We start from the raw sequence: 22,786 nt of genomic DNA, 5'->3' as shown, positions 1-22,786 counted from the left end.
GGACCAAGGACATGGCAGCAGACGCAATCGAGCCGCTGGGCATCACGACCGCCGAGGAGGAGGCTTATCGCCACATTCAGCGTGCCTTGAGGATGGGGCGCTACCGCGCCGGGGACCGGCTTATCCCGGAAGAGATCGCGACGGAAATCGGCATGAGCCGCATGCCGGTTCGCGAAGCGTTCCGCCAGCTGGCCGCGGAAGGTCTTGTGGTCATTCGCCCGAACCGTGGCTGCATCGTCGCCGGGCTTACCCTCGATGAGATTTACGAAACCTTTGAAATGCGCTCGGTGCTCGAAGGGTTGGCGGTGAGGCTTGCCATGCCGCACATCGATGTCGAAGTGCTTGAAGAACTGGAACGCCAGCTCGACCGCATGGAGCGCGCCAGCCAGACCGGCAGCAGCGACTGGGTCGTGCGCCATCAGGCCTTCCATTTGCAGATTTGCCAACTGAGCAACCGACCCAAGCTGGTCCGGCAGATTGCCAGCCTGCACGTCGTGATCGAACCCTACCTGCGCATCTGGTTCGACTATGTCGACAAGCCCGCCAGCGCGCGCGCCGAGCACGAGATCCTGATTGAGGTGTTGCGGTCAGGTGATGCCGGCAAGGCAGAGATCGTCATGCGGGATCATATCGTCGAGACAGCGCCCCTTCTGGCCAACTTCGCAAGTCCCGGCCGCCGCTAGAAAACGCCATCTAACTCGTTGAAGCCGGAAGATAATCCGGCACGACGAAAGGGAACTGCCATACCGGCAAAAAAGAGGAGAATGACATGAAAATTAGCCGCATCGCAGCCATTGCGTCGGTCCTGTTCGGCCTGGTCCAGGCCGCCGTCGCACAAGAAACACCAAAGGCAATTACCATTGCCACCGAAGGAGCCTACGCGCCCTGGAATTTCACAACAGCCGACGGCAAACTGGACGGCTTCGAAGTCGATCTCGCCAATGATTTGTGCGGGCGAATGAAGATCGAGTGCAAGATCGTCGCACAGGACTGGGACGGCATGATCCCCGCGCTGACCGTCGGCAAGTTCGACGTGATCATGGCGAGCATGTTCATCACTGAAAAACGTCTGAAGATCATTGACTTTACCCAGCCATATGCGGTGGATCCCTCAGGTTTCGCGGTCGCAAAGGATAGCGAACTGGGCAAGGTCGGCATTTCCAACGAGCGGTTCAAGCTGGAGAATGAAGCCTCTGCGCAGGCGGCAATCGACAAGCTCAAGCCATTGCTGAAGGGAAAGATCATTGGAGTTCAGGCCGCAACGGCGAACCTGGAATTTGTGAAAAAATACTTCTCGGACGTCGCTGAGATTCGCGAATACAAGACCACCGAGCAACACGATCTCGATCTTGCCGCGGGTCGCATCGACGCGCTCTTCGCACAGCAGACAGCGCTGGCCGCCACGCTGGGCAAACCGGAGTTCAGCGACTATACGCTTGCCGGGCCGGGATTTGTCGGGGGGCTCTTCGGTCTTGGCTCCGGTGCCGGTATCCGCAAAGAGGACATCAAGCTGAAAGATATGCTCAACGGGGCCATCGACGCCGCGATCGCCGATGGCACGATCAAAACCCTGTCGCTTAAATGGCTCAAGAGCGACGTCACTCCAGTCAAGTAGGCGCTTGTCGGCGAACGGCCATTCCTGACCCGTTCCGGAGCTGAGCCGTTCGCCCTGCCGGGGGTATCGATGGTTGACGCATTCCGGCTACTTGGTTTCCAGCACGGAGGTTGGGGGGCTGCTCTTCTCATGGCGGCCTCGGTTACAGTGCTTCTGTCTGTGCTGGGCTTTGCGCTTGGCGCTGTATTCGGTGGGCTGGCAGCGGCCGGCCGTCTCCGCAACTCCAAGGTATTGAGGTTCTTGGCCCTTGGCTATTGCACGGTTTTCCGAGGCGTGCCCGACCTTCTGACCATTTATCTGCTTTACTATGGAGGAAGTGTCGCCCTGACCTCGCTTGGTCATAGCCTGGGCGGGTCCGGATTCGTCGGCGTTCCGGCCTTTGCCACTGGAACCTTGGCCATCGCAATCATCTCGGGCGCCTATCAAGCCGAGGTCTATCGAGGGGCCTACCTCGCCATCGACCAAGGACAGCACGATGCCGCTTGCGCGCTTGGTCTCAACCGGCTGCAGCGGCTGCGACAGGTTATTTTTCCCCAGCTCCTGAGCTACGCGCTGCCAGGTCTCGGCAACGTGTGGCAGTTGGTTCTGAAGGACTCGTCGCTGATATCGGTAATCGGCCTCGTTGAACTGATGCGCCAGGCACAGATCGCTGCAGGTTCGACCCGTGAACCATTCATCTTCTACATTGCTGCAGCCTTGCTCTATCTGGCTATCGCTTCCGTCACGGGCCATGCCTTTTACCGTCTGGAACGAAAGGCGCCGTGGCGCGTCCGGTCGGCATGATAGATTTCAGTTTTTTCCTCGAAATCCTGCCGAAGCTCCTCGCCGGCCTGCCGCTTACGATAGAATTGGCCCTGACTTCCATTGTTGCCGGCTTCGTCCTTGCCGTCACATTGGCGCTTGCCCAGCAATCGGAATCGCCCTTCGTCGTTTTGCCGATCCGTGGCTTCGTTGCCGTGTTCAGGGGCACGCCCCTGCTGGTGCAGATTTTTCTGACATATTATGGCCTTGGTCAGTTCCGGCACCAACTGTCGGCAATTGGATTATGGGCCGTTTTCCGCGAACCCTACTGGTGCGCAATCATCGCGCTGACACTCAACACCACCGCCTATGGCAGTGAAATCCTCCGCGGCGCGATTCAATCGGTGCCGCGCGGCCTTGTCGAGGCGGCCCGGTCTGTCGGCCTGTCCACCTGTCTGACCTATCGGCATGTTATCCTGCCGCTGGCCTTTCGCCAGGCTCTGCCGAGTTACGGCAACGAAATCATCCTGATGATCAAGGGCACGTCTCTGGCCTCCATCGTGACCTTGATGGAGGTGACTGGAATTGCCCAGGGATTGATCTCCCAGACTTACCGCGCCTTTGAAGTCTTCATCTGCGCGGGCGCCATTTATCTCACTTTGAATTTCGCGATCATCCGTGCCTTGGCGGCACTCGAATACTGGATGTCGCGGCATCTGCGGCACCGCCCCTCGACGATGAGGGACGCCGCCTCTTGAGCACGATCAGAAGGGCGTAGCATGCGAAATTTTGAGAAACCAACGCGCTCGGTCGTCGTTTCACGCGAGGCCATGGCCGCCACCTCTCATCCGTCGGCGACCCTGACGGCGGTGGAGATCATGGCGACCGGCGGCAACGCCATGGATGCCGCCATCGCAGCCTGCGCGGTGCAATGTGTCGTCGAACCAGCCTCGACAGGCATTGGAGGCGATTGCTTCGCTCTTCTGTCGCGAAACGGATCCGGCGAGGTCATCGCCTACAACGGATCGGGCAGGACACCCGCCGTCCTCACAATTGACTGGTTCCTCGAACGTGGCATGGCGGAGGTAGCTCGCAATTCTCCTGGCTCCGTCACCATCCCGGGAGCGATCGATGCCTGGACCAGATTGCACGCTGATCACGGGCACATGCCCTTCGATCAAATCCTGGCCCCTGCTATACGCTTCGCCGAGGAAGGCTACGCCATTTCACCGCGGGTCCATCGTGACTGGGCGTTGGAGGAAGAACTTCTGGCCTCCGATGTTACTGCGAAACGGATTTTCCTGCCAAACGGTCGCGCGCCAAGCGTTGGCCAAGTGCATCGCCAGCCTGAGTTGGCTGCAACGCTGCGGCTGATCGCAAGAAAAGGACGAGAGGCTTTCTACGCTGGCCCTGTGGCCGAAGACATGGTCGCCTATCTTCGTGGGCTCGGCGGATTGCACACACTCGAAGATTTCGCCTCGGCAACAGGCGAGTACGTGACCCCGATCAGCACGGCGTTTCGAGGCTGCGATGTGTTCGAATGTCCGCCGAATGGCCAGGGTGTGATCGCGTTGCTGATTCTAAACATCCTCTCGCGCTTCGAAGCCAACGGCGACCCGCAATCCGCGGACCGGCTTCACCTGGAAATCGAAGCGACACGCCTCGCTTACGCCGCGCGTGACCTGCTCGTCGCCGATCCTGATGCGTCCGAGGTCCCGGTGGCCGATATGTTGTCGAATGCTTGGGCCGATCGTCTGGCCGGCATGATTGACCTAAAGCGCGCCCGCGCGGACCTGCCGGCGTTCGATATGCCGCTGCACAGCGACACGGTCTATATTTCCGTTGTCGACAAGGATCGCAATGCGGTCAGTTTCATCAACTCGGTCTTCGACAGCTTTGGCTCGGGCCTGGTCTCGCCACGCTCCGGTGTCGTCTTGCACAATCGCGGGCAAAGCTTTTCGCTTGACCCCAGGCACCCCAATGCAGTGGCACCGAACAAGCGACCTCTGCATACCATCATACCCGGGATGCTTGCGAGAGGCGGCCGGGCAGAGATGCCTTTCGGCGTTATGGGTGGCTACTACCAGGCAATGGGCCACGCGCACCTGCTGACGAAGGTGCTCGACTTCGGGATGGACCTGCAGGAGGCGATCGATCTGCCGCGGGTCGCCCCCGTCAGCGGCACGATGAAGGTCCAGGCCGAACACGGGCTCGCTCGCGAAACCGTAGCTGAACTTAGCCGGCGCGGTTTCGAAATTATCCCTGCGACGGACCCGATCGGCGGTGCGCAGGCCATCCGCATCGATTGGGCAAACGGGACGCTGCTGGGCGGTTCTGAACCGCGCAAGGACGGCTGCGCCCTCGGTCTTTAGAGCGGTTGTGGCCGGAGCGGAATCCAAGATGCTGAAGGCGTTCTTCATCGCCATTTGGCCGGCGAGCAGGAGCCTCTGGCGCCATGGTCCAGATAATTCTTGCACGCCATCGACAATCCGCTCGGCGCGAGATTGTCGCCCATGTCTAGGTATAAACTGTTACCTATGTCTCCGGGCCGTACAGGGAAAAATGGTGCCCAGAGGCGGATTCGAACCACCGACACGCGGATTTTCAGTCCGCTGTCGGTGATTGATATTGTTCAGATTTTAGGCCGAATGTCGCGTTTGTGTCGCGTCAAGCCAAAACCGCCCGCTCGGCTGAACTCGTTGCCCTGTTCAGCGCCCAAACGCGCGTGCCGTGGTGCCGACAGTCATTCAGATGGATGATGGTATGGTTCGGCACTCATAGTAAGCACTGATCCCCAGGCAATTTAGAGACTTTCTGAGGTCCATGTTCCCTATGGGCGCAAGCGGCGCGACGACGGAGGTGTTGGCGCAGGCGGCGGGGTCGGCGTCGTCGAGGCTCGCACGCCTGGAAGCCACGACGACCGACGTCGACCAACGGGCAACCGTGGGGCGCTCGATCGATCAGGAGATGGCACGGGCGACGAGCCAGTTCGACAGCGACAGGCGTGTCAACCAGCCGCAAGCGCAGGCGATCGAGAAGCAATTGCAAGTTCTCAAGTCAACCGGCAACGCTGTCGCGGCTCAACAGGCGGGACTGCACGCCATGGAAAGGCAGTCTTCCACCGCATCGCATCTCCTCCAAAGCTTTTTGCGGCGTCAGCAGGATGCCAGCGAGCGGGGTCAACTCGGCCAGGCGGATGCCAGAGTGTTTACGCTCGCCACACCGCCGGAGCGGGCGAGCTCGCTTCATCCGATCTTTCTGCTTCCTGTTCGGGAGATCCCTACATGATTATCGAGTTGTTCGGTCCGCCTGGCGCAGGCAAGACGACCCTTCTCCGCGCCCTTTGCCGTGAGCTGGCGAAACACGACATCCGTGTGAAGACAGTCAATGGCTATCGCCGGATTGATTTTGTGTCTGTCGGTAGCGAAGTCGATTCGGTCGAGGATGAAGGCCCGGAGACACGCCATGGCATCCAGCGTCTGGTGCACAAGCTCGCCACCGCGAGTCCGGTCTTGTTCTCGACCCCGCCGAGCGAGGGGGCCGCTGCGCGGCTTTTGGCATCGATCCCTCCAAAAAGTCGAATATGGGCGTTGCGTCTGAAGATCGACGTCGTTTTGCTTTTCGAAGCCTGGAATACGGCGCAGGCCTCAGAAGGGTACTTCATTTTCGAAGAGGGCATTGTTCAGGCGTTGTGCGCGCTCGTCCTGTTGGGACGAAATCAAAGTATCGACATGGTTCGTAATTGCCTGACGTTCCTGCCGCGACCGGATCTCCTCATTCAAGTCGACGCGCCCGGGGAAACGCTGCGCCACCGCCTCATTGAGCGGTATGCGCGGCAGCCGTACCTCGAGCGCCTTCTCGAAGTCGGAGTGGTCAGGGGCCTGAAGCAAGCGGATATCGCGAGGGAGATCGGGCAATGCCTGCAAGACAAATGGCCGCTGATGCGTGTCGACGGCCTCGACCCACGCAATTTCGAACAGGTCGTCGCGCGCATCGTGGGGCACGGATTGCCCGCGACGGCATGCGTCGGGCCAGACTAGAGGCGCGAGTTGCATGGTGCTCACGGTGAGATCGTTCGTTGGCATTCGCAGATTTCTGCGGGCGCAGCGGCGACCGTTCGGGAGCGTCCATGAGAACCGTGCACCCGCTCGTCGGGATTACCGAGCAAGCCACCAGACGGCTGGGTACGGTGCCCATTACTCCGACACGTACCGGTCCGGCTACTATGCAGCTCTGTGGTCGGGTATCGAAAAGCCTTTGGTCGAACGTATTCTCCTGCCTGTCGGCGGGCCGAACCGGAAATGCCTGGACTTCGCATGCGGCACAGGCCGCATAGCAAATATCGCAGCTCCATTTTTTGGTGAAGTCGTCGGCGTTGACATCTCCCAATCTATGCTGGCTAGCGCACGGGTTCCGAAGAACGTGAAATTGGTCCGCGCTGATCTTACGTTCTCTCCGCTTGCCGAAAGGTTCGACGTGGTCACGGCATTCAGATTCTTCCTCAATGCTGAAGATGAGCTCAGGAAGGATGCACTGTCGGCCATCAGCGCGCATTTGAACGAAGGTGGATTGCTAATCTCGAATATCCACATGAATGCGACCTCCCCAATAGGGCTGGTCTGCCGCATTCTGAACCGTTATGCAGGAGGGACAGTCCGCCACACTTTGAGCATTAAAGGATACGAGCAGACGCTCATTGCAAATGGCTTTATTGTCGAGCGGATAGTTGGGTACGGTTTTTTGCCGCGACCCGGGAAATTGCTGCCAAGACTGTGCGAAATATTGATGGTGCCGTTTGAAAGGATCTGCGCAAGTGCCAGGATTCCGGCGGAGCTTGCGCAGAATTTCCTGGTGGTTGCCAGAAAGCGGTAAAGCCGGCGGGCACATGAAATTTGAAACCGAGCATTTGCCATGAGGCTGGTCTTTGTTGAAGCTCATGTCGCGTTCATGTCGCGTGGAGTTGCCGACAGTCGCAGGAAACCCTTGAAACTCAACGGTAACAGTTCGCAACACGGCGCGACATGAAATGCCGTAAGTCGCCAAGCTGGCGACACCGCAAGCCATTGACTTTATATGAGGAAGTAGTGGTGCCCAGAGGCGGATTCGAACCACCGACACGCGGATTTTCAGTCCGCTGCTCTACCAACTGAGCTATCTGGGCCTGCTCCGGCGGGCGGCAATCTGCACACCGGGTTCATGAAAGCGCCGTCGGCACCCCTTGAAAGCGCGTGGGTTATAGCACGGGAATTCGGCCTGTCCAGCGCTTAGAGCATGATCCCGAAAAGTGGAATCCGGTTTTCGGAAAAGATCATGCTCAGGCAAAACGCCAGAACCTGTTCCATCCGACTCTACCCGGATGGAACAGCTTCTGGACATTGAGTTCAGGCGGGAAGCGACAGGCAGTCGGCAAGGCCGATCATCGGTCACAATCGCGGCCGCGAAACCGTCCCGAGCTTGTGGAAAACTGCAGGCGGACGGCGCTATTTCTGGTGGTCGTCGTCGTCCTCGTCGTCGCGGCCCGGGATGACGTAGACGCCCTTCAGCCAGCGGTTGAGGTCGATGTCCTTGCAGCGCTTCGAGCAGAACGGGTAGGTTTCGCGCGCCGATGGCTTGCCGCATTCGGGGCAGGGCCGCTTGGGTCGCAGCGGCGTGACCTTGTCGTCCGGGCTCATATCCGCGCACCCGCCAGCCAGTTGACGTGCACCTTGAAGCCTTCGCCGCTCAGCAGCGCCACCGTCTCGTAGAGCGGCAGGCCGACGACGTTGGTGTAGGAGCCGACGAGCTTGACGACGAAGGCGCCGGCAAGCCCCTGGACGGCATAGCCGCCGGCCTTGCCGCGCCATTCTCCCGACGCGATATAGGCGTCGATCTCCTCGCGCGGCAGCCGCTTGAAGCGCACCCTGGTCTCGACCAGCCGCAAGCGCTGCTTGCCGCCCGGCGTGATCAGGCAGATGCCGGAATAGACCCGGTGCGAACGGCCGGACAGCAGCCCGAGGCAGTTGGCGGCATCGTCGAGCGTCTCGGCCTTGGGCAGGATGCGCCGCCCGACGGCAACCACCGTGTCGGCGGCCAGCACGAAGCTCGGCAGGTAGTCCGTCTCGGTTTTCAGCGAGACCAGCGCCTTCTCGGCCTTCTGCGTCGCTAGCCGCTTGGCCAGCGACCGCGGATGCTCCGCGCGCAGCGGCGTCTCGTCGACATCGGCCGGCAGCACGCGATCCGGCTCGATGCCGGCCTGCTGCAACAGCTCGATCCGGCGCGGCGAACCCGAGGCAAGCACGAGCTTCTGCAAAATGCCCATCGCGATCCCGGCCGGGTCCTTGAACTTACTTGAAGCGGTAGGTGATGCGGCCCTTGGTCAGGTCGTAGGGCGTCATCTCGACCAGGACCTTGTCGCCGGTCAAAACGCGGATGCGATTCTTGCGCATGCGGCCGGCCGTATGGGCGATGATTTCATGTTCGTTTTCGAGCTTGACCCTGAACATCGCGTTGGGCAGCAATTCCGTCACGACACCCGGAAACTCGAGGACTTCTTCCTTCGGCATTCGATACCTTTGCTTGGATGGGTACTTCCAGCGCCCCGGCCGGAAAGTTGCGCGGAACCTATATGATAAACGTCCGCTTGTGAACACGCTTAATCCGCGGCGTTTTCAGCCTCGTTGCCGAGAAAACGGCGGCCGATCCGCGCCTTCAGCCGCTCGCGCACGTCGCGATAGGCAGCCATGATCTGTTCGCGCGTGCCGCTGACGCCGGTCGGGTCGGGCATCGGCCAATATTCGACTTCGACGGCCAGCGAGCGGGTGAGTTCGAGCGCGGTATGGTGGGCTTCCGGCGCCAGCGTCACGATCAGGTCGAAATAATCGTCTTCGAGGTCGTCCATCGTTCTCGGGTGCCGTTCGCCGAGCGACAGCCCCTCTTCGGCCAGCACGGCATCGACGAACGGATCGCGTTCGCCGCCGCGCACCCCGGCCGAGGCGACGAAAGTGGTAGGCGGGAGCACCTTGCGCGCCAGCAATTCGGCCATCGGCGAGCGCACGGCGTTCATGCCGCAAACAAACAGGATCGAGCGGGGCAGGATCGAGCGGGGCAGCGGGGCGGCCAGTTTAACCTCGCCAGTGCAGCACGCAAACCAGCGTGAACAGCCGGCGCGCCGTGTCGAAATCGATGTCGATCTTGCCGGCAAGCCGGTCCATCAGCGTCTGCGAGCCTTCATTGTGCAGGCCGCGCCGGCCCATGTCGATCGCCTCGATATGGCTGGGCGTCGCGGTGCGGATGGCGTCGTAATAGCTTTCACAGATCATGTAGTAATCCTTGACGATGCGCCTAAGCGGCGTCAGCGACAGGATATGGGTGACCACGGCTGCGCCGTCCTCGCGCGCCACCGCGAACACCAGCCGGGATTCGGCCAGCGACAGTTTCAGTCGGTATGGCCCGGCACCGTCGTCATTGACCGGCTGGAAACGGTTCTCCTCGATCAGGTCGAAGATCGCCACCGCCCGCTCATGCTCGACATCGGGCGTCGATCGGCCGATCGTCTCGTCGAGCTCGACATCGATCAGCCTGGCGCGGGTTTCGTCGTAGTCGGACATTTCTACATGTTCAGCCGGATGGCGACGGAGCGTCCATGCGCATCGAGTCCTTCCGCCTTGGCCAGCGTGATTGCCGCCGGCGCCAGCGCCCGCAACTGTTCCGGCCCGAGCTTCAGGATCGAGGTACGCTTGACGAAATCGAGCACCGAAAGCCCGGACGAAAAGCGCGCCGAGCGCGCCGTCGGCAGCACGTGGTTGGAGCCGGCGACATAGTCGCCGATGGCCTCCGGCGTATGACGGCCGAGAAACACCGCACCGGCATTGCGCATCCGCGCCAGGAAAGGCTCTGGGTCGTCGATGGCAAGCTCGACATGTTCGGCCGCGATGCGGTCGACCAGCGGCAGTGCTGCCTCGATCGTCGGCACCAGGACTATGGCGCCGAAATCGCGCCAACTCGCCGCCGCCGTCGCGGCGCGCGGCAGGTTCTGCAATTGGCGTTCGACCGCCTGTTCGACCGCGTCGCCGAAGGCAGGGTCGTTGGTGATCAGGATCGATTGCGACGACACGTCGTGCTCGGCCTGGGCCAGCAGGTCGGCTGCGATCCAGTCGGGGTCGTTGCTGCCGTCGGCGACGACCAGCACTTCCGAAGGCCCGGCGATCATGTCGATGCCGACCGTGCCGAACACCTGGCGTTTGGCCGCCGCGACATAGGCATTGCCGGGGCCGACGATCTTGGCGACGGGCTTTATCGTCTCGGTGCCATAGGCAAGGGCTGCGATCGCCTGGGCGCCGCCGACGCGGTAGATTTCGGAAACGCCGGCAAGGTCGGCCGCGACCAGCACCAGCGGCGGCACGTCGCCGCCGGAGGCTGGCACCACCATGGCAATGCGCTCGACGCCGGCGACCTTGGCCGGCACGGCGTTCATCAGCACCGAGCTCGGATAGCTCGCCGTGCCGCCCGGCACATAGAGCCCGACGGCCTCGATCGCCGTCCAGCGCGAGCCGAGCTCGACGCCGGCGGCGTCGGTATAGCGATCGTCTTTAGGCAGCTGCCGCTGGTGATGGGAGCGGATGCGCTCGCGGGCGAATTTCAGCGCCTCGACCGTCTGCGGATCGGCTGCATCGTAAGCCTTGGCAATGTCATCCTTGGACACCGCAATGCCGAGCCTTGTCAGGTCGCCGCCGCCGAATTTCTGCGTGTAGGCGACGAGCGCCGCGTCGCCGTCGGCGCGCACCTTGGCGATGATCTCGCGCACCACGGCGTCGACGTCGGCCGAGACTTCCCGCTTGGTCAGCAGGAACGCGGCAAAGCGCTGCTCGAAATCGGCGTCGGACTGGCGAAGCGTGATGGCCATCGGCTCAGACCCTGTGGACCGGGCGCGACGTCGCTTCCCAGGCACCGCCGACATCGGCAAGCCGCGCCTCGATGCATTCGACATCGAGCATGATGGCGCCGCCTCCCGCAAAGATCAGCTCGACGATGCCGGCCGGCTTGTCTAGCGCGAGAAAGCTGATCGCCAGCAGCGACAGCACCTCGTCCGGTTTGTCGCGGGCAATGCCGCTGGTCTTGGCGGCGAGCACCCGGTCGAAATGCAGCACGGCTTGCCGCCGCTCATTGTGCTGGCGCAAGAAGCCCGATTTCGCCTCCCAGACGAAGCGGTTCATGGTCAGCACGAAGCGCTTGACCGAAGGCAGGTATTCGAGATCGCTGACCTTCATCACGGCATCCTGGACATGCGCCGAGATGATGCTCAGATCCTGATCGTCGAGCGCGACAAGCTTAAGGCCATTCATGCGGAATTCGCACCTGCGAGTTGACTATTCGACCTTCTGTTAGGCGGTCTTTCCGGCTCGTGCAACCGCACCGGAGGTCTTGGCCAGGCAATCGCCCCGGTCAGCGCCGCCCCTCGTCCGCCTGCCGGGACCTTCTCCCCGTATAGGGACGGGGAGAAGAGGCTGGCCGCAACCTCGGCACCCTCTCCGCAACGCTGGAGATTGGCGAAATCCTTCGCCAGGCGGTCCTTCTCCCGTCCCTATACGGGGAGAAGATGCCGGCAGGCAGATGAGGGGCGGCGCTGACCTGAGCCTGCTATCGTTACCCCGAAATGCGCTCGATCTCCGCGCCGCAGCCGGACAGCTTTTCTTCCAGCCGCTCGAAGCCGCGGTCGAGATGATAGACGCGGTTGACCGTGGTCTCGCCTTCTGCCGCAAGGCCGGCGATGACCAGCGACACCGAGGCGCGAAGGTCGGTTGCCATGACAGGCGCGCCCTTCAGCTTCGCCACGCCGTCGACGATCGCCGTCTGGCCGGACAGCGTGATGTGGGCGCCGAGCCGGGCGAGCTCCTGGACGTGCATGAAGCGGTTTTCGAAGATCGTCTCGGTGATGCGCGACTTACCCTTGGCCATCGTCATCAGGCCCATGAACTGCGCCTGCAGATCGGTCGGGAACGCCGGGAACGGCGCCGTCGTCACGTCGACCGGCGAAATGCCGGCGCCGTTGCGCCTGACGCGGATGCCGGAATTGGTCTGCGTGATCTCAGCACCGGTCTGCGAAATGATGTCCAGCGCCGTCTGCAACAAGTCGGGCCGCGCGCCTTCCAGCACGACGTCGCCGCCGGTCATCGCCACCGCCATCGCATAGGTGCCGGTCTCGATACGGTCGGGGATCACCCTGACGCGGGCGCCCGACAGCGCCTCGACGCCGTCGATGGTGATGGTCGCGGTGCCAGCGCCGGAGATCTTCGCACCCATGGCGTTGAGGCAGTCGGCAAGGTTGACGATCTCGGGCTCGCGGGCTGCGTTTTCGAGCACCGTCTCGCCCTTGGCCAGCGAGGCCGCCATCATCAGCACATGGGTGGCGCCGACCGAGACTTTCGGGAACACGTAGCGGTTGCCGACCAGCCGGCCGTTCCTGGTCTTGGCGATGACATAGCCGGTATCGACGTCGATGTCGGCGCCCAGCGCCTGCAGGCCTTCCAGGAAGAGGTCGACCGGCCGCGTGCCGATGGCGCAGCCGCCGGGCAGCGACACCTTGGCCTCGCCCATGCGGGCCAGCAGAGGGCCGATCACCCAGAACGACGCCCGCATCTTCGACACCAGCTCGTAAGGCGCCGTCGTGTCGACGATGTTGCGGGCGGAGAAATTGATGGTGCGCGAATAGCCCTCATGCTGCTTTTCGCGGCGGCCATTGACCGAATAGTCGACGCCGTGATTGCCGAGGATGCGGATCAGCTGCTCGACGTCGGCCAGATGCGGCACGTTTTCCAGCGTCAGCGTGTCGTCGGTCAAAAGCGCGGCGATCATCAGCGGCAGCGCGGCGTTTTTCGCGCCCGAGATCGGGATGCTTCCGGCAAGCTTGTTGCCGCCGACAATTCTGATGCGATCCATGAAGAGCGTCCCCTCGGCCGAAAAGCCGGTTTAAATCGGTTGAGTCAGTTGCGGCCCATCTAGACCATTGGCCGGCTTGGTTCAAGAAACAGGCTATTTCCCCGCGTTGGCCCACGATACCTTGGCCAAAATACCGGCGACCAACATAGCCGATTCGCGTTAATCCTTCTGCTTTGCCGCCTGCAGCCCGTCCGGCCGCTGGTCGGCCCCGCCGGTTCGCCGTGAGCGCGATTGCGCCTTGCGCTTCTGCAGATTGGCACGCAACTGCTCGGCCAGCCGGTCCTTCCGGCCAGCCTTTTTTGGTAGACCATCCTTGTTCGGAGAAATTGTCTTGTCGTTCATCGTCCCGTCCCCGGCCGGCGACCCGCCCGTGCGGATCAAGGGATAGCCAACATTGTGGCATGGCCATGTCCGGAACAATCGCCTGGTGCTGCCTTTCAACCCGTCTTTGTCTTGGCCTTGCGCTTGCCGGTTCGATATGGCAGAAGCCCCGCCATCGGCGGCTGCGGTAGCTCAGTGGTAGAGCACTCCCTTGGTAAGGGAGAGGTCGAGAGTTCAATCCTCTCTCGCAGCACCAGATCGTTTTCGCTAGCGCACCTTCCAAGGCCGCTTGACCTGCTCGATGATGATTGTGCACGGTTGGCGAGGTTGCCGAAAAATAGGCGCCCCGCGACCTGCCGAGTGCCACGCGCGCAGGCTTGTCAAAAATGATCGTCTTGCACGCTCACCTCCCGAGTCTCGAACGCGACTCAATCCTCTGTGATGTGATAGCTTACCGCCATGTCGGATCATATTCTGCCTGGCCAGAAGCAGCCCAAGCTGATCGTCGTCGTGGCGTTCGATCGTGGCGAGGACGGCGAACTGTTTCCCACCTTTGGTCCGGCTGATCAGCAAAGCGAGGAACGCGCCATCCGCACCGCTAAGACGCTCGCAGGGAAGCACGTTGGCGTAATCGCATGGAGCCGTGACGCGAACCCGGCGCTTGGTGACTACGGCCCGCCGACCGTGCTATTCACCAGCGGTGACGTGCCGGATATGGAGTAAATTCAGTCGGGGTCTATCTCACGGTGCTCGATGGGACGTGCTTTACAAGGACGATGAGCCTTTTTGCTCGATTCATCCTCGCCCTTTCAGTCTGCTTGATCTGTCTGCCTTTGGAATCCAAAGCGGCTCCAGGCTCCACAGCATCCCGCGATGTGCAGGAGGCCGAGGCGTGCAGTCCTCTAAACAAAGCCAACGAAAGAGTATTAAGGACGCCCGCCATTCAGGTTACGGACCACTTAATTAGGTATGGTGACCAACCTGGGTTTCTGCATCAAGAAGAGATCTACATAGGCGATATGGTATACTCACGACGCCAGCCTTTTGGGCGCTGGATCGCGACGGCACGTCCTCCGGGCAGCGACTTTAATCCGGACGGGACGCCGATAAACCGAACTTGCAGCCGCGTCGGTGAAGAGAAGTTGGACGGCATAAATACCGTGGTCATCAGATATGATAAAATGATCAACGACCAACACCAGTCGTACCGCTGCACCACTTGGCTTGAAACTCCAAAATACAGACCCCTAAAGATGGTGTGTAAAGGACCCTTTGAGTGGACAAGATATTGGTTCTACCGGACCGACATTAAGCCGCCGATGCCACCACCGAAGTGAGCGCCTCTCGCCGTTTCACCTCTCAAGTTCCGTTCATGCCGCATCATCGCATCCGCGATGACCTCGCGGTGGCGTGTATAGATGCCGGGGCTCGACACAATTGATGCAGGCGTGCCGAAGACGCACGGTTGATCGTTCCAAGCGATTGTGGCGGGACGGTCCATGTGCCAATTAATTGCGGTACACTGACGTGCCCGATTTGGAGAGCCTCATTTGAAATGCGCCGGCAAATTGATCGTCGCAACAGCACTGCTGATTGCTGGCTGTCAAAGCGATGGTAGAACCCAGTTTGAAGCAGGCAGAGCGAAACTGCAGAGTCCGGAACAGAGGCGCGCTGCAATTCAGCACTGCCTCAAAGGCGTAACATCGAAAAAGAGATGGGTTCGAGGACGACCTCCTCCCGGAGGCGTGAAGTGGTGCACCGACTTTGTCAATGCTTGGGCCACCGGCCGCTGGACCTATAACGACTATCGCAACGGAACTCCGAAGACCGGCTATGACTACAGAAGAGACAAGATCGTGAAACTTCCCGCCCCATGAAGGCCTGGACCGTCGTTGTCAGGCCTCGCTGGAAATATGAGCCCCGAGCGGGAAATGGACGGCTATGCAGGTCAGGCGAACCCAATCCGATGGCGTTGGGGTCAAAACCCACCACGCTGAACGACCCGAGTTCGACCCAGGGCAGACATTCACAGCTCGTTGACCGACTGTCTGCAACAGGTGGAGAGCGGAAGTACCACCCCGGGAAATGTCGCCTCAGTCGAGGCTGGCCGGCGACGAGAACGGCTGCTTGGCGTCGACCACGAAGATGGCCAGCTCATCGAGATCGGTTGTGCCGGCGCTGAACACCTCCATCGGCGTGTTGGCCCCGTGTCCGATCATGGCTGTGCCAGCTTCAGCATAGGTCACTCCGTGGGGCGTCCTCTGGCCGACCTTGCCGGCCAGCACATAGAAGGCCTCCGGTCCCGGATGCGTATGGATCTTCGTCTTGACGCCGGGCGCTCCACCGGCGCGGTTGACGCGCAGCAAATACTCGCTTGCACTGATCGGAGGGATCGGTCCGATCTCGATGACCTTGGTTCCGCCGGTTGTCGAGCCATCCTTCGGTCCAAGCGTGAACAGCCAGACCTTGCCTGCGATCTCCGCCGCAAGCGAGGTCGGGCCCGCCGCGCTTTGGGCCTGCGCCAGCGTTGGCAGATTATCCAGCCGCCAGTACAACGGTCCGGAGGGCAGTTCCGTCACCTTTTTCTCAACCACCGGCTCGACGGCGAATTTGCTGTCTGCGGGCATTGAGACTGACGTCATCAGCCCGAAAGCACACACCGAGAATATAAGCAGGCTAATACGGCGCGCGCTGAGGGAATGCGGCTTCATGGTTGGTCCTCCCTGTTCATGGTCACCCCCTCGACACAATATTAGCTATAGCATATGTACCGCCTTACGGGGCGGACCAAATTTCGGGCCACCCTAGTGCGCCTGCCGCCAAAGAAGACTGTTCATGATGCCAAACCGTCTCGGGAGAGTTTTCAAGTATTGGAACTAGGTCGTCGCGGTGGCATTGGCTGCGATGACGAGTGCCAGCAGAGGAACGCGTGGCTCCTCCGGTCGTCAAATGGGTAGCCGACGGCCCCGTTTAGGGTTCGAAGCAGTCTTGCCCCCAGGCTACTGTGTCTGACGTGAGTCCAACGGTCCTGCCGTCCAAGATCGGCCCGCGCATGGCAGCCAGAGCCGCTCAGGCGGGCGCTCGAAAATGTCTGAGGTGCCAAGGTCGGCGCACAGCTCCGCTCGCATGCGCCATGATGCGTGCGGGGAAAGGCTTCTGGTCTGCCCCTGCTGCAGGCGGCTTAGCAAAGCTTGCAGCCGGGAACAACCACTCAACGACTCGCGTTTCTGCCAGGGCCCGCTTCTTTTGCAACAGGGCGGCGGGCGTCGAAGGCTCGCAAATGTCGCGCCGGCGTTTCAATAGCACTCGCCTCAGCCCTCACGATTTGGCTATTTGTGAACGCGTGTTTGATCAGGTTTGCGCAGATGAACACATTGACCTTTTAAGCCTGGATGCCGAAGCCTTAGCGGTGATGATTGTCGCAATCTTCCGAAACTTGACTACCAATGAGCGCGAACTGCTGGAGGAAGTTAGGTCTCTTCGTCGCTCAAAAGGCAGAGAGAAGGCGCACTAGCTTTGCGGCGTTCCGAGGTGAATTGGTCTAATCCCGCTTTGGCACAGCCGTTTGGCATCTGAATTGCCCATTGAGAATCGCCAGAGTGTAGCCACCGAGCTTGCGAAGGGGATGGAAATGGGCTTAGCCAAAGACTTATCGGATGTCGCGCTCACATTCGAATGTCCGGATTGCTCGCATCCGGCGGTAAGAAAGGGCTCTGCACTCAGAACAATCGCGCACTTCAAATGCGACGGGTGCAACGCAAAGGTGCGGATCACCTATCCGCAGAAGCTAGCGATTTTTGAAAAGCACAGGCTATTGGCCGCAGGCGACCGCCGCCAGCGAGGCCAGGAACACTACGGTGCCCGCAACATCGATCGGGCCGATGCGGCCGAAGTGGCTTCGCGACCTCTGCCGCGTGCAGCGACGCGTGCTTAAGCCTTCCTCATCCGCGCGGCCTTCGCCCTTTTTACGCATGTTGACCGTGAGAATGCCGTCCATCGGAATAATTCGGGCGAAGGGCTCGTTTGTTCCTTAGACGATGCTAAAATATAGCAAAGTGTCCGAATGTCACTTCATGAAGCCCGCCAGACAGGCTGCGGCTTGCTCTGGCCTAACCTCGAAGGGAACCAGGGATGAAAACGGCTGTTTCAACCTCTTTGACAAGACGAAGTGTTGTTGCCGCGCTGGCGCTGGCCGCCGCGTCGACGGCGGTATTGCCCGCCGACAACGCACTCGCCCAGGCCAAGAAAACCACAGCTGACAAAAGTCTGTATGAGCGGCTGGGGGGCGTATTCGCCATCGCAGCGGTGATCGATCATTTCAGCGACGCCGTCGTGAAGAACCCGATCGTCGGCAAGAAGTCGAAGAACCCACAATTGCGCAAATGGCACACCAAGAACCTTGAAAGGTTGCCCGGCCTCAAGTTCATGCGCACGCTGTGGGTCTGCGACGTTTCTGGCGGGCCCTTCAAGTTCGTCGCCACCAAGCCCGGCACGACGCCGCTCGGCCTCGAGGAGGCGCATCGCGACCTGCGGATTTCCCCCGCGGAATTCGATGAGGTCGCAGCGGAACTCGGGCGGACCCTGGATCATTTCAAAATTCCGAAGCCTGAGAAAACCGAAGTCTTGGAAGCTTTCGCCGCCCACAAAGACGAGGTCACCGCCGGCAACGTCAAGCGGGGCTGAAGCGCTTATATCGTGCGGGCGGATGCATTCGCATGGCGCCAGCGTCGCCCTGAATGCAGCGCGGCCCTGACCTCGAGGTCAGAGGGGCCTCGGGACATCGTCGACCCACCTCTACGAACCTTGCAGCTCAAGGTGAGAACGCGGAATTTTCGACAGACGCCAGGGAAGGTTCGGCCTGGACCTCCTCCGTCACGACTTCGAAGCGGGTAAGCCGCGAAAAACCGAAACTGGTTGAGATGGCGACGTCGGTCGCGTCGCGCCCGGTTGCCATCAATATCCGCCCGATGCGCGGGCGGTTGTGGCGAGGATCGAATGTGAACCAGGTGCCGGCGAGATAGGCCTGGAACCAGGCGCTGAAATCCATCGGATACGGCGCCGGCGGTACCCCGATGTCACCGAGATAGCCGGTGCAGTACCGCGCGGGAATATTCATGCAACGGCATAGCGCGATCGCCAAATGGGTAAAGTCCCGACAAACGCCGGCCTGGTCGGTGAAGCTGTCGTGAGCCGTCCGCAGCGGGTCGGCTTTCTGGTAGTCGAAGACGATGTGATTGTGAACGAAATCGCAGATCGCCTGGACACGCGCGCATCCAGGCGCGGTATTGCCGAATTTCGCCCAGGCAAAATCTCCAAGACGATCGGTATCGCAGTAGCGGCTGCCGAGAAGAAAGACGAGCACTTCGTCCGGCAGGTCCTTGATCTTGTGCTGCACAGCCTGCTCGGCGACCGCATCGGGCTCGCCGCTATCGTAGATATCGAAGGTGGTTGAGATCGTCGTCAGGCCCGAGGGCGCCTCGATCCTCGTGCAGGCGTTGCCGAAACCGTCGACGTAGCCGCGTGCTTCGACGGGACGATCGAAATCGATGACCTGTTCCGTCAACAGATCGACCCGGCGCGATGGATGGATTTCGAGCGCCAACAGCATCGGCGTTGGCTGCGGACATTCGTAGGTGAGGGTGTAACCTGCGCGGATCCGCATCGACGCTCCGATTGTTGTCATTCAGCAACCGGGCAAACTCCGCGTCGGCCAAACAGTTCCGGGAAAACATCAGCGGATGCTAATTTTCCTACGCACCGATCTCCTTCGCCACATTCACCTCGACGGTCATTGCAAGAAAGCTCGACGCGCTTCCCGAATAACTCCCGGAAAGCGGAATGGCTTGACGAGGATGCCGGGCCACGGCCACCCTGATCAAATCCCGATTGCCGACAATGCCATTGGTGGGGTCGAACTCGACCCAGCCGGCACCCGGCAGGTAGACCTGGCACCAGGCATGCGTCGACCCGCCGCCAAGAACCGTCGCGCTGTCGCGGCTCGGCACATAGACGTAACCAGTCACAAAACGGGCGGCAAAGCCGAGCGAACGAACCGCCTCCATCATGAACAGCGCAAAGTCCCGGCATGTGCCGCGACGCAGGTGCAACGTCATCAGCGGCGGCTGCGTCCCAGGCTCGCTTCGACGGGAATACACAAAGCTCTCGTGGATGGCATAGCAAAGCGTCATCAACAGATTGCCGGTCCCGGTGTGCCCTGCGGCACTGAGGAACTGTCGTGCCCAGTTGCCAACCTCGTCACTGTCATCCTCGTATTGACGTTCCATCGTCTGGGAGAGATCTGCGGCTTCGTCGGGATCGTAGGAAAACGGATAGTGAAGCGCAGCTTCGTCGATACGGAAATCAGGCGCATGCTGCGGCGTGTGGTCCAGCCGAATGTCTGTCGCAAAGCGCAGTTCTTTCGCGGGATTCTCGAAATCGATCACCGCCACGCAGTTTCCGAAAACGTCATGGATCCAGCGAACCTCTTTCGGCTCGGGATCGACAGACAAGGCGTGGTCCAGGAGTCTTTGATCGAAGCTGTCGCGCGGTCTGAACATCAGCCGATGCTCGCCGAACCTCACCGGCCGGCTATAGCGATAGACCGTCGTATGCTGGACTGAGAAGATCGGCATCAGTTTTGGTCGACAAGTTTACCTGCGATGTTGGCGCAATCATATAATCTTTTCCACGCTCATTCGATGGTTCCTACTCGGAACCTGCGCGAACTGTTTCTGCTCTGAGCGACCCTTCCGGCAGCGGCCGCATGAGTTCAGCCTCGGACTTCGTCAGATGGATCCATGCCGCCCAGTCCGATGGCCGCAGCACAACCACTTGGCGGTTGTGATATGGCGCCACGTCCGGCCCCGGATCGGTCGTCAGCATCGTGAACGTCGGCGGCTTGTTGCCGACCCCCTCGCGCCAAAGCCCGGCAATCGCCATGAACGAATGGCCATTCAGCGTGAACTTGTGCTTGGCTTTCGGATATTTCGTTCCCGTGAATTCGAAGAATGCCGACGCCGGGACGAGGCAGCGTTTGCTGTTGCCGAATTGTCGACCCTCCGAGCGAAAGTTGAATACAGGTCCGCCTTTTGGTCCGGCCGGAGGAAAGCCGAACGTCATCGACGCCAGTTCGATTGTGTTGCCGGCAGCCCGCATTACAGGCGCGGGGTCGTTGATGTGGATGTCATCCGCCTGCGGCAGATCCAGTTCGGTTTGATGGCTGGGAATATTGAGCGCCAGCAAAGCCATCATCCGGCAATACTCGGCCCAGGCGATGTGCTGCTCGTAGTCATTGCACATTAATATGGCTCCGGACGCTCGATCGAGATCAGTTTCAATATAGCGTTATCGGTTCGCGCCGATTGCTGGCGGACTTGCCCTATTTGGGCCGGCGTGCGGCGGCGATGGCCTGCAACAGATTGATGCTGTTCATGTCGGGTTCGCTGGATGCGGCAACGGCAAGTGCGGCGGCCTCGGCTATTTTCGCGACGTCGTCGCTGCTGATTGTTCCGCGCTTTTCCAGCAGATTTATAAGTTCGACAACGAGAAGAAAGGCGTTCACGCCATATCGTTCGGCTTTGAGCTCGAACTCGCCTCGAGCCAATCTCTCCGCGTCTCCTTCAGCCCGTTTGTCCATCTCGGCGTCCTCTCCTATGGCGACAAGCTGTGAACGCTTAGCACGAATGGTTTAATCCTTCGAACTGGCCGCACCTTTCGCCAGTTGCCGATTGCCGGAGCTTGGCACCGTGTCGCCGGCGGCAGGGCACGGCTTCAGCCAAGGATGAGACCTGCCAATAGAACGGTAAGGATAAGGGACAGCACGACGGCAAGCAGCCGGCATGCCTCCAAGGTGTTGGTTTGCCAAACTTTTGTCGGGCGCCTCCGGTTTGAATTCCCATTTCGCGAAACAAACTTCATCGGGCACCAGATTGGACGCGGAGCCGGCTTGAATTTGTGTAAGCGCTCGTCTTCATCTGTCCGGAACGGCAGATGCGCCGCGGCATCTCCACGGAACTCCGAAGCACTGCCTGCGCGGCGCCGGCCTGCTTTTCATCGACGCGGGCCATCACCAGAACGACACCCTCTGCGATCTTCGGCTTGCCCGGCTTCTGGGCAAAATTGGCGAAGGTTCCGAGAAGCCCGCCGCCAAAGCCGCCCCACGCCGCACCGACCAGAGCCATGCCGGTCATCCCCGCGGGATCAATGCCCTGAGCTCCAAAAGCGCTAAAACCGGCCAGCAGACCAGCCGTCGCGCCAAGTGCGGCGCCTGCGCCCGCACCTTGCCAGAGAGCGCTCATCTCATCGTTGTAATATCCAGCAACGCTGATCGGTTCATCGTTGTCATTGTAAGATCCGACCACGCTGATCTGCCGGCGACGAATCTTGGCGGCCTGAAGCCTGGCAACAGCACGTGCTGCCTGGGCATGGGAATCGAATAGTCGGCTGATCGTTTGCATTTACGCCCAAACCCGACGCTCGTTCGGAGCGTCGGGCTTCTCCTCTCTGGCTTGAACTCTTCCGCCCAGACGCATCTTGGTCGCGCCAAAGCTCACTACAACGTGAGCCAGCCGGCTACGTTCCTCAGCCGGGGCTTCGGTCCATTTCTGGAGGGTATTGCTTAGGACCTAAGTCTGATCTGTTGGGCGCAGCGGTCAGTGAGGCCACGCCGACCGGGGAGCGCTGTCGGGTCGAAGAGAAGGCCCAGATGCTACCGCAGACCCAAAAAGCTCAAAATGGCTATTACGATCACGATGGCGCCGACCAGCCAGATAATGTTGTTCATGATTACGCTCCTTCGCCTCCGGGTCGGGCACACGCCAAGGCGAAGCCCGCCACGCAAGTAGAACATTAGATATAGCTAAAGGTTCCTCGCGGGCCTCGCTGTCGAAAGAGCCCGCCGCACCATTCGGCACGGCGGGTGACTCAGAGGTTAACCCGGTGGTGGGCAGCAGACAGCGTTACGTCCAAGGCTCAGCCGATGCTTCTGGACCAGTCATCTACCTGGCGCTCCGCCTCTTCCTTGGCGATCCCATATCGCTCCTGGATACGTCCCAAGAGCTGGTCTCGGTTACCCTCGATCCGATCAAGATCATCGTCGGTGAGGTCACCCCACTGCTCTTTCGCCTTGCCTTTGAACTGCGTCCATTTTCCCTTGATTTGATCCCAGTTCATATGTTCCTCCTTGCTTCCTGGGCC

27 protein-coding genes and 2 tRNA genes are annotated in these 22,786 nt (G+C 60.6%); 11 read left to right on the top strand and 18 right to left on the bottom strand.

The features are described from left to right. Window positions 1-11: 11 nt before the first annotated feature. The 8 genes from NKH29_RS20000 to NKH29_RS19965 all read left to right on the top strand — a co-directional run bounded on the left by NKH29_RS20000 (window position 12) and on the right by NKH29_RS19965 (window position 7,228). Window positions 12-683, top strand: a complete 672-nt coding sequence (locus NKH29_RS20000; RefSeq protein ID WP_023719455.1) for a GntR family transcriptional regulator — start codon at window positions 12-14, stop codon at window positions 681-683. A gap of 86 nt (window positions 684-769) precedes the next feature. Further along, complete coding sequence (locus NKH29_RS19995) at window positions 770-1,615, top strand: transporter substrate-binding domain-containing protein (protein ID WP_023719454.1); 846 nt, start codon at window positions 770-772, stop codon at window positions 1,613-1,615. A gap of 69 nt (window positions 1,616-1,684) precedes the next feature. Beyond that, window positions 1,685-2,398 (top strand): ABC transporter permease, encoded by a 714-nt coding sequence (locus NKH29_RS19990; RefSeq protein ID WP_023719453.1) that lies wholly within the window; start codon window positions 1,685-1,687, stop codon window positions 2,396-2,398. Further along, entirely contained in the window at window positions 2,395-3,114 is a 720-nt protein-coding gene (locus NKH29_RS19985) for an ABC transporter permease (RefSeq protein ID WP_352716986.1), read from the top strand. The genes NKH29_RS19990 and NKH29_RS19985 overlap by 4 nt, the downstream gene beginning before the upstream one ends. Before the next feature lie 21 nt (window positions 3,115-3,135). Further along, complete coding sequence (gene ggt / locus NKH29_RS19980; protein WP_352716937.1) at window positions 3,136-4,728, top strand: gamma-glutamyltransferase; 1,593 nt, start codon at window positions 3,136-3,138, stop codon at window positions 4,726-4,728. Between the two features lie 460 nt (window positions 4,729-5,188). Further along, complete coding sequence (locus NKH29_RS19975) at window positions 5,189-5,644, top strand: hypothetical protein (protein ID WP_352791676.1); 456 nt, start codon at window positions 5,189-5,191, stop codon at window positions 5,642-5,644. After that, complete coding sequence (locus NKH29_RS19970; protein WP_352716933.1) at window positions 5,641-6,396, top strand: AAA family ATPase; 756 nt, start codon at window positions 5,641-5,643, stop codon at window positions 6,394-6,396. The genes NKH29_RS19975 and NKH29_RS19970 overlap by 4 nt, the downstream gene beginning before the upstream one ends. Before the next feature lie 217 nt (window positions 6,397-6,613). Next, window positions 6,614-7,228 (top strand): class I SAM-dependent DNA methyltransferase, encoded by a 615-nt coding sequence (locus NKH29_RS19965; protein WP_352482429.1) that lies wholly within the window; start codon window positions 6,614-6,616, stop codon window positions 7,226-7,228. Window positions 7,229-7,441: 213 nt separating this feature from the next. On the opposite strand, the gene NKH29_RS19960 is transcribed toward NKH29_RS19965, so the two are convergent. The 10 genes from NKH29_RS19960 to NKH29_RS19915 all read right to left on the bottom strand — a co-directional run bounded on the left by NKH29_RS19960 (window position 7,442) and on the right by NKH29_RS19915 (window position 13,612). Continuing rightward, window positions 7,442-7,517, bottom strand: a tRNA-Phe gene (locus NKH29_RS19960). A gap of 319 nt (window positions 7,518-7,836) precedes the next feature. Beyond that, the gene (yacG, locus tag NKH29_RS19955; protein ID WP_023719447.1) at window positions 7,837-8,028 is read right to left on the bottom strand and encodes a DNA gyrase inhibitor YacG; all 192 of its coding nucleotides are present in this window, start codon (window positions 8,026-8,028) and stop codon (window positions 7,837-7,839) included. Further along, entirely contained in the window at window positions 8,025-8,654 is a 630-nt protein-coding gene (locus NKH29_RS19950; RefSeq protein WP_023719446.1) for a Maf-like protein, read from the bottom strand. The genes yacG and NKH29_RS19950 overlap by 4 nt, the downstream gene beginning before the upstream one ends. Window positions 8,655-8,679: 25 nt before the next feature. Further along, complete coding sequence (infA, locus tag NKH29_RS19945) at window positions 8,680-8,898, bottom strand: translation initiation factor IF-1 (RefSeq protein WP_006200926.1); 219 nt, start codon at window positions 8,896-8,898, stop codon at window positions 8,680-8,682. 89 nt (window positions 8,899-8,987) lie between these two features. Beyond that, window positions 8,988-9,398 carry an arsenate-mycothiol transferase ArsC gene (locus NKH29_RS19940; RefSeq protein ID WP_023719445.1) on the bottom strand — a complete coding sequence of 137 codons (411 nt, stop codon included), beginning with the start codon at window positions 9,396-9,398 and terminating at the stop codon, window positions 8,988-8,990. A gap of 58 nt (window positions 9,399-9,456) precedes the next feature. After that, on the bottom strand, window positions 9,457-9,942 hold the full coding sequence (locus tag NKH29_RS19935) for a UPF0262 family protein (RefSeq protein ID WP_023719444.1): 486 nt from the start codon (window positions 9,940-9,942) through the stop codon (window positions 9,457-9,459). A gap of 2 nt (window positions 9,943-9,944) precedes the next feature. After that, window positions 9,945-11,237, bottom strand: coding sequence for a histidinol dehydrogenase (hisD, locus tag NKH29_RS19930; protein ID WP_023719443.1), 1,293 nt, complete (start codon window positions 11,235-11,237; stop codon window positions 9,945-9,947). A 4-nt stretch (window positions 11,238-11,241) separates the two neighbouring features. Continuing rightward, the gene (locus tag NKH29_RS19925) at window positions 11,242-11,676 is read right to left on the bottom strand and encodes a DUF2948 family protein (protein ID WP_352482425.1); all 435 of its coding nucleotides are present in this window, start codon (window positions 11,674-11,676) and stop codon (window positions 11,242-11,244) included. A gap of 301 nt (window positions 11,677-11,977) precedes the next feature. Continuing rightward, window positions 11,978-13,270, bottom strand: a complete 1,293-nt coding sequence (gene murA / locus NKH29_RS19920) for a UDP-N-acetylglucosamine 1-carboxyvinyltransferase (RefSeq protein ID WP_023719441.1) — start codon at window positions 13,268-13,270, stop codon at window positions 11,978-11,980. A gap of 159 nt (window positions 13,271-13,429) precedes the next feature. Continuing rightward, a complete protein-coding gene (locus NKH29_RS19915; RefSeq protein WP_023719440.1) occupies window positions 13,430-13,612 on the bottom strand; it encodes a hypothetical protein in 183 nt (60 codons plus the stop codon). A 160-nt stretch (window positions 13,613-13,772) separates the two neighbouring features. Here NKH29_RS19915 and NKH29_RS19910 point away from each other — a divergent pair. Together NKH29_RS19910 and NKH29_RS19905 are read left to right on the top strand one after the other, a co-directional pair. Beyond that, window positions 13,773-13,847 (top strand) — tRNA-Thr (locus NKH29_RS19910). A gap of 203 nt (window positions 13,848-14,050) precedes the next feature. After that, window positions 14,051-14,314 carry a hypothetical protein gene (locus NKH29_RS19905; RefSeq protein WP_023719439.1) on the top strand — a complete coding sequence of 88 codons (264 nt, stop codon included), beginning with the start codon at window positions 14,051-14,053 and terminating at the stop codon, window positions 14,312-14,314. Window positions 14,315-15,684: 1,370 nt separating this feature from the next. On the opposite strand, the gene NKH29_RS19900 is transcribed toward NKH29_RS19905, so the two are convergent. Both NKH29_RS19900 and NKH29_RS19895 read right to left on the bottom strand, forming a co-directional pair. After that, window positions 15,685-16,302 (bottom strand): cupin domain-containing protein, encoded by a 618-nt coding sequence (locus NKH29_RS19900; RefSeq protein ID WP_352482423.1) that lies wholly within the window; start codon window positions 16,300-16,302, stop codon window positions 15,685-15,687. Between the two features lie 1,100 nt (window positions 16,303-17,402). After that, window positions 17,403-17,588: a hypothetical protein gene (locus NKH29_RS19895; protein WP_352482421.1), complete on the bottom strand. Its 186-nt coding sequence runs from the start codon at window positions 17,586-17,588 to the stop codon at window positions 17,403-17,405. A gap of 134 nt (window positions 17,589-17,722) precedes the next feature. On the opposite strand from NKH29_RS19895, the gene NKH29_RS19890 reads away from it, so the two are divergent. Further along, the gene (locus NKH29_RS19890; RefSeq protein ID WP_352547877.1) at window positions 17,723-18,274 is read left to right on the top strand and encodes a group I truncated hemoglobin; all 552 of its coding nucleotides are present in this window, start codon (window positions 17,723-17,725) and stop codon (window positions 18,272-18,274) included. A gap of 127 nt (window positions 18,275-18,401) precedes the next feature. On the opposite strand, the gene NKH29_RS19885 is transcribed toward NKH29_RS19890, so the two are convergent. The 6 genes from NKH29_RS19885 to NKH29_RS19860 all read right to left on the bottom strand — a co-directional run bounded on the left by NKH29_RS19885 (window position 18,402) and on the right by NKH29_RS19860 (window position 22,762). Then, window positions 18,402-19,253, bottom strand: coding sequence for a transglutaminase-like domain-containing protein (locus NKH29_RS19885; RefSeq protein WP_352547875.1), 852 nt, complete (start codon window positions 19,251-19,253; stop codon window positions 18,402-18,404). A gap of 88 nt (window positions 19,254-19,341) precedes the next feature. Then, a complete protein-coding gene (locus NKH29_RS19880) occupies window positions 19,342-20,223 on the bottom strand; it encodes a transglutaminase family protein (protein WP_352817581.1) in 882 nt (293 codons plus the stop codon). Window positions 20,224-20,296: 73 nt separating this feature from the next. Beyond that, window positions 20,297-20,890, bottom strand: a complete 594-nt coding sequence (locus NKH29_RS19875) for an SOS response-associated peptidase (protein WP_352852428.1) — start codon at window positions 20,888-20,890, stop codon at window positions 20,297-20,299. A 79-nt stretch (window positions 20,891-20,969) separates the two neighbouring features. Then, complete coding sequence (locus NKH29_RS19870) at window positions 20,970-21,227, bottom strand: hypothetical protein (protein WP_023719431.1); 258 nt, start codon at window positions 21,225-21,227, stop codon at window positions 20,970-20,972. Window positions 21,228-21,504: 277 nt separating this feature from the next. After that, window positions 21,505-21,951 carry a hypothetical protein gene (locus NKH29_RS19865; protein ID WP_352817584.1) on the bottom strand — a complete coding sequence of 149 codons (447 nt, stop codon included), beginning with the start codon at window positions 21,949-21,951 and terminating at the stop codon, window positions 21,505-21,507. A 610-nt stretch (window positions 21,952-22,561) separates the two neighbouring features. After that, window positions 22,562-22,762: a CsbD family protein gene (locus NKH29_RS19860; protein ID WP_352817585.1), complete on the bottom strand. Its 201-nt coding sequence runs from the start codon at window positions 22,760-22,762 to the stop codon at window positions 22,562-22,564. Between the last annotated feature and the right edge of the window lie 24 nt (window positions 22,763-22,786).

This window comes from Mesorhizobium sp. M1295 (assembly GCF_040318135.1).
Taxonomy (GTDB): domain Bacteria; phylum Pseudomonadota; class Alphaproteobacteria; order Rhizobiales; family Rhizobiaceae; genus Mesorhizobium.
The sequence above is the reverse complement of the archived record's forward strand: the minus strand, read 5'-3'. Positions and strand labels throughout refer to the sequence as shown.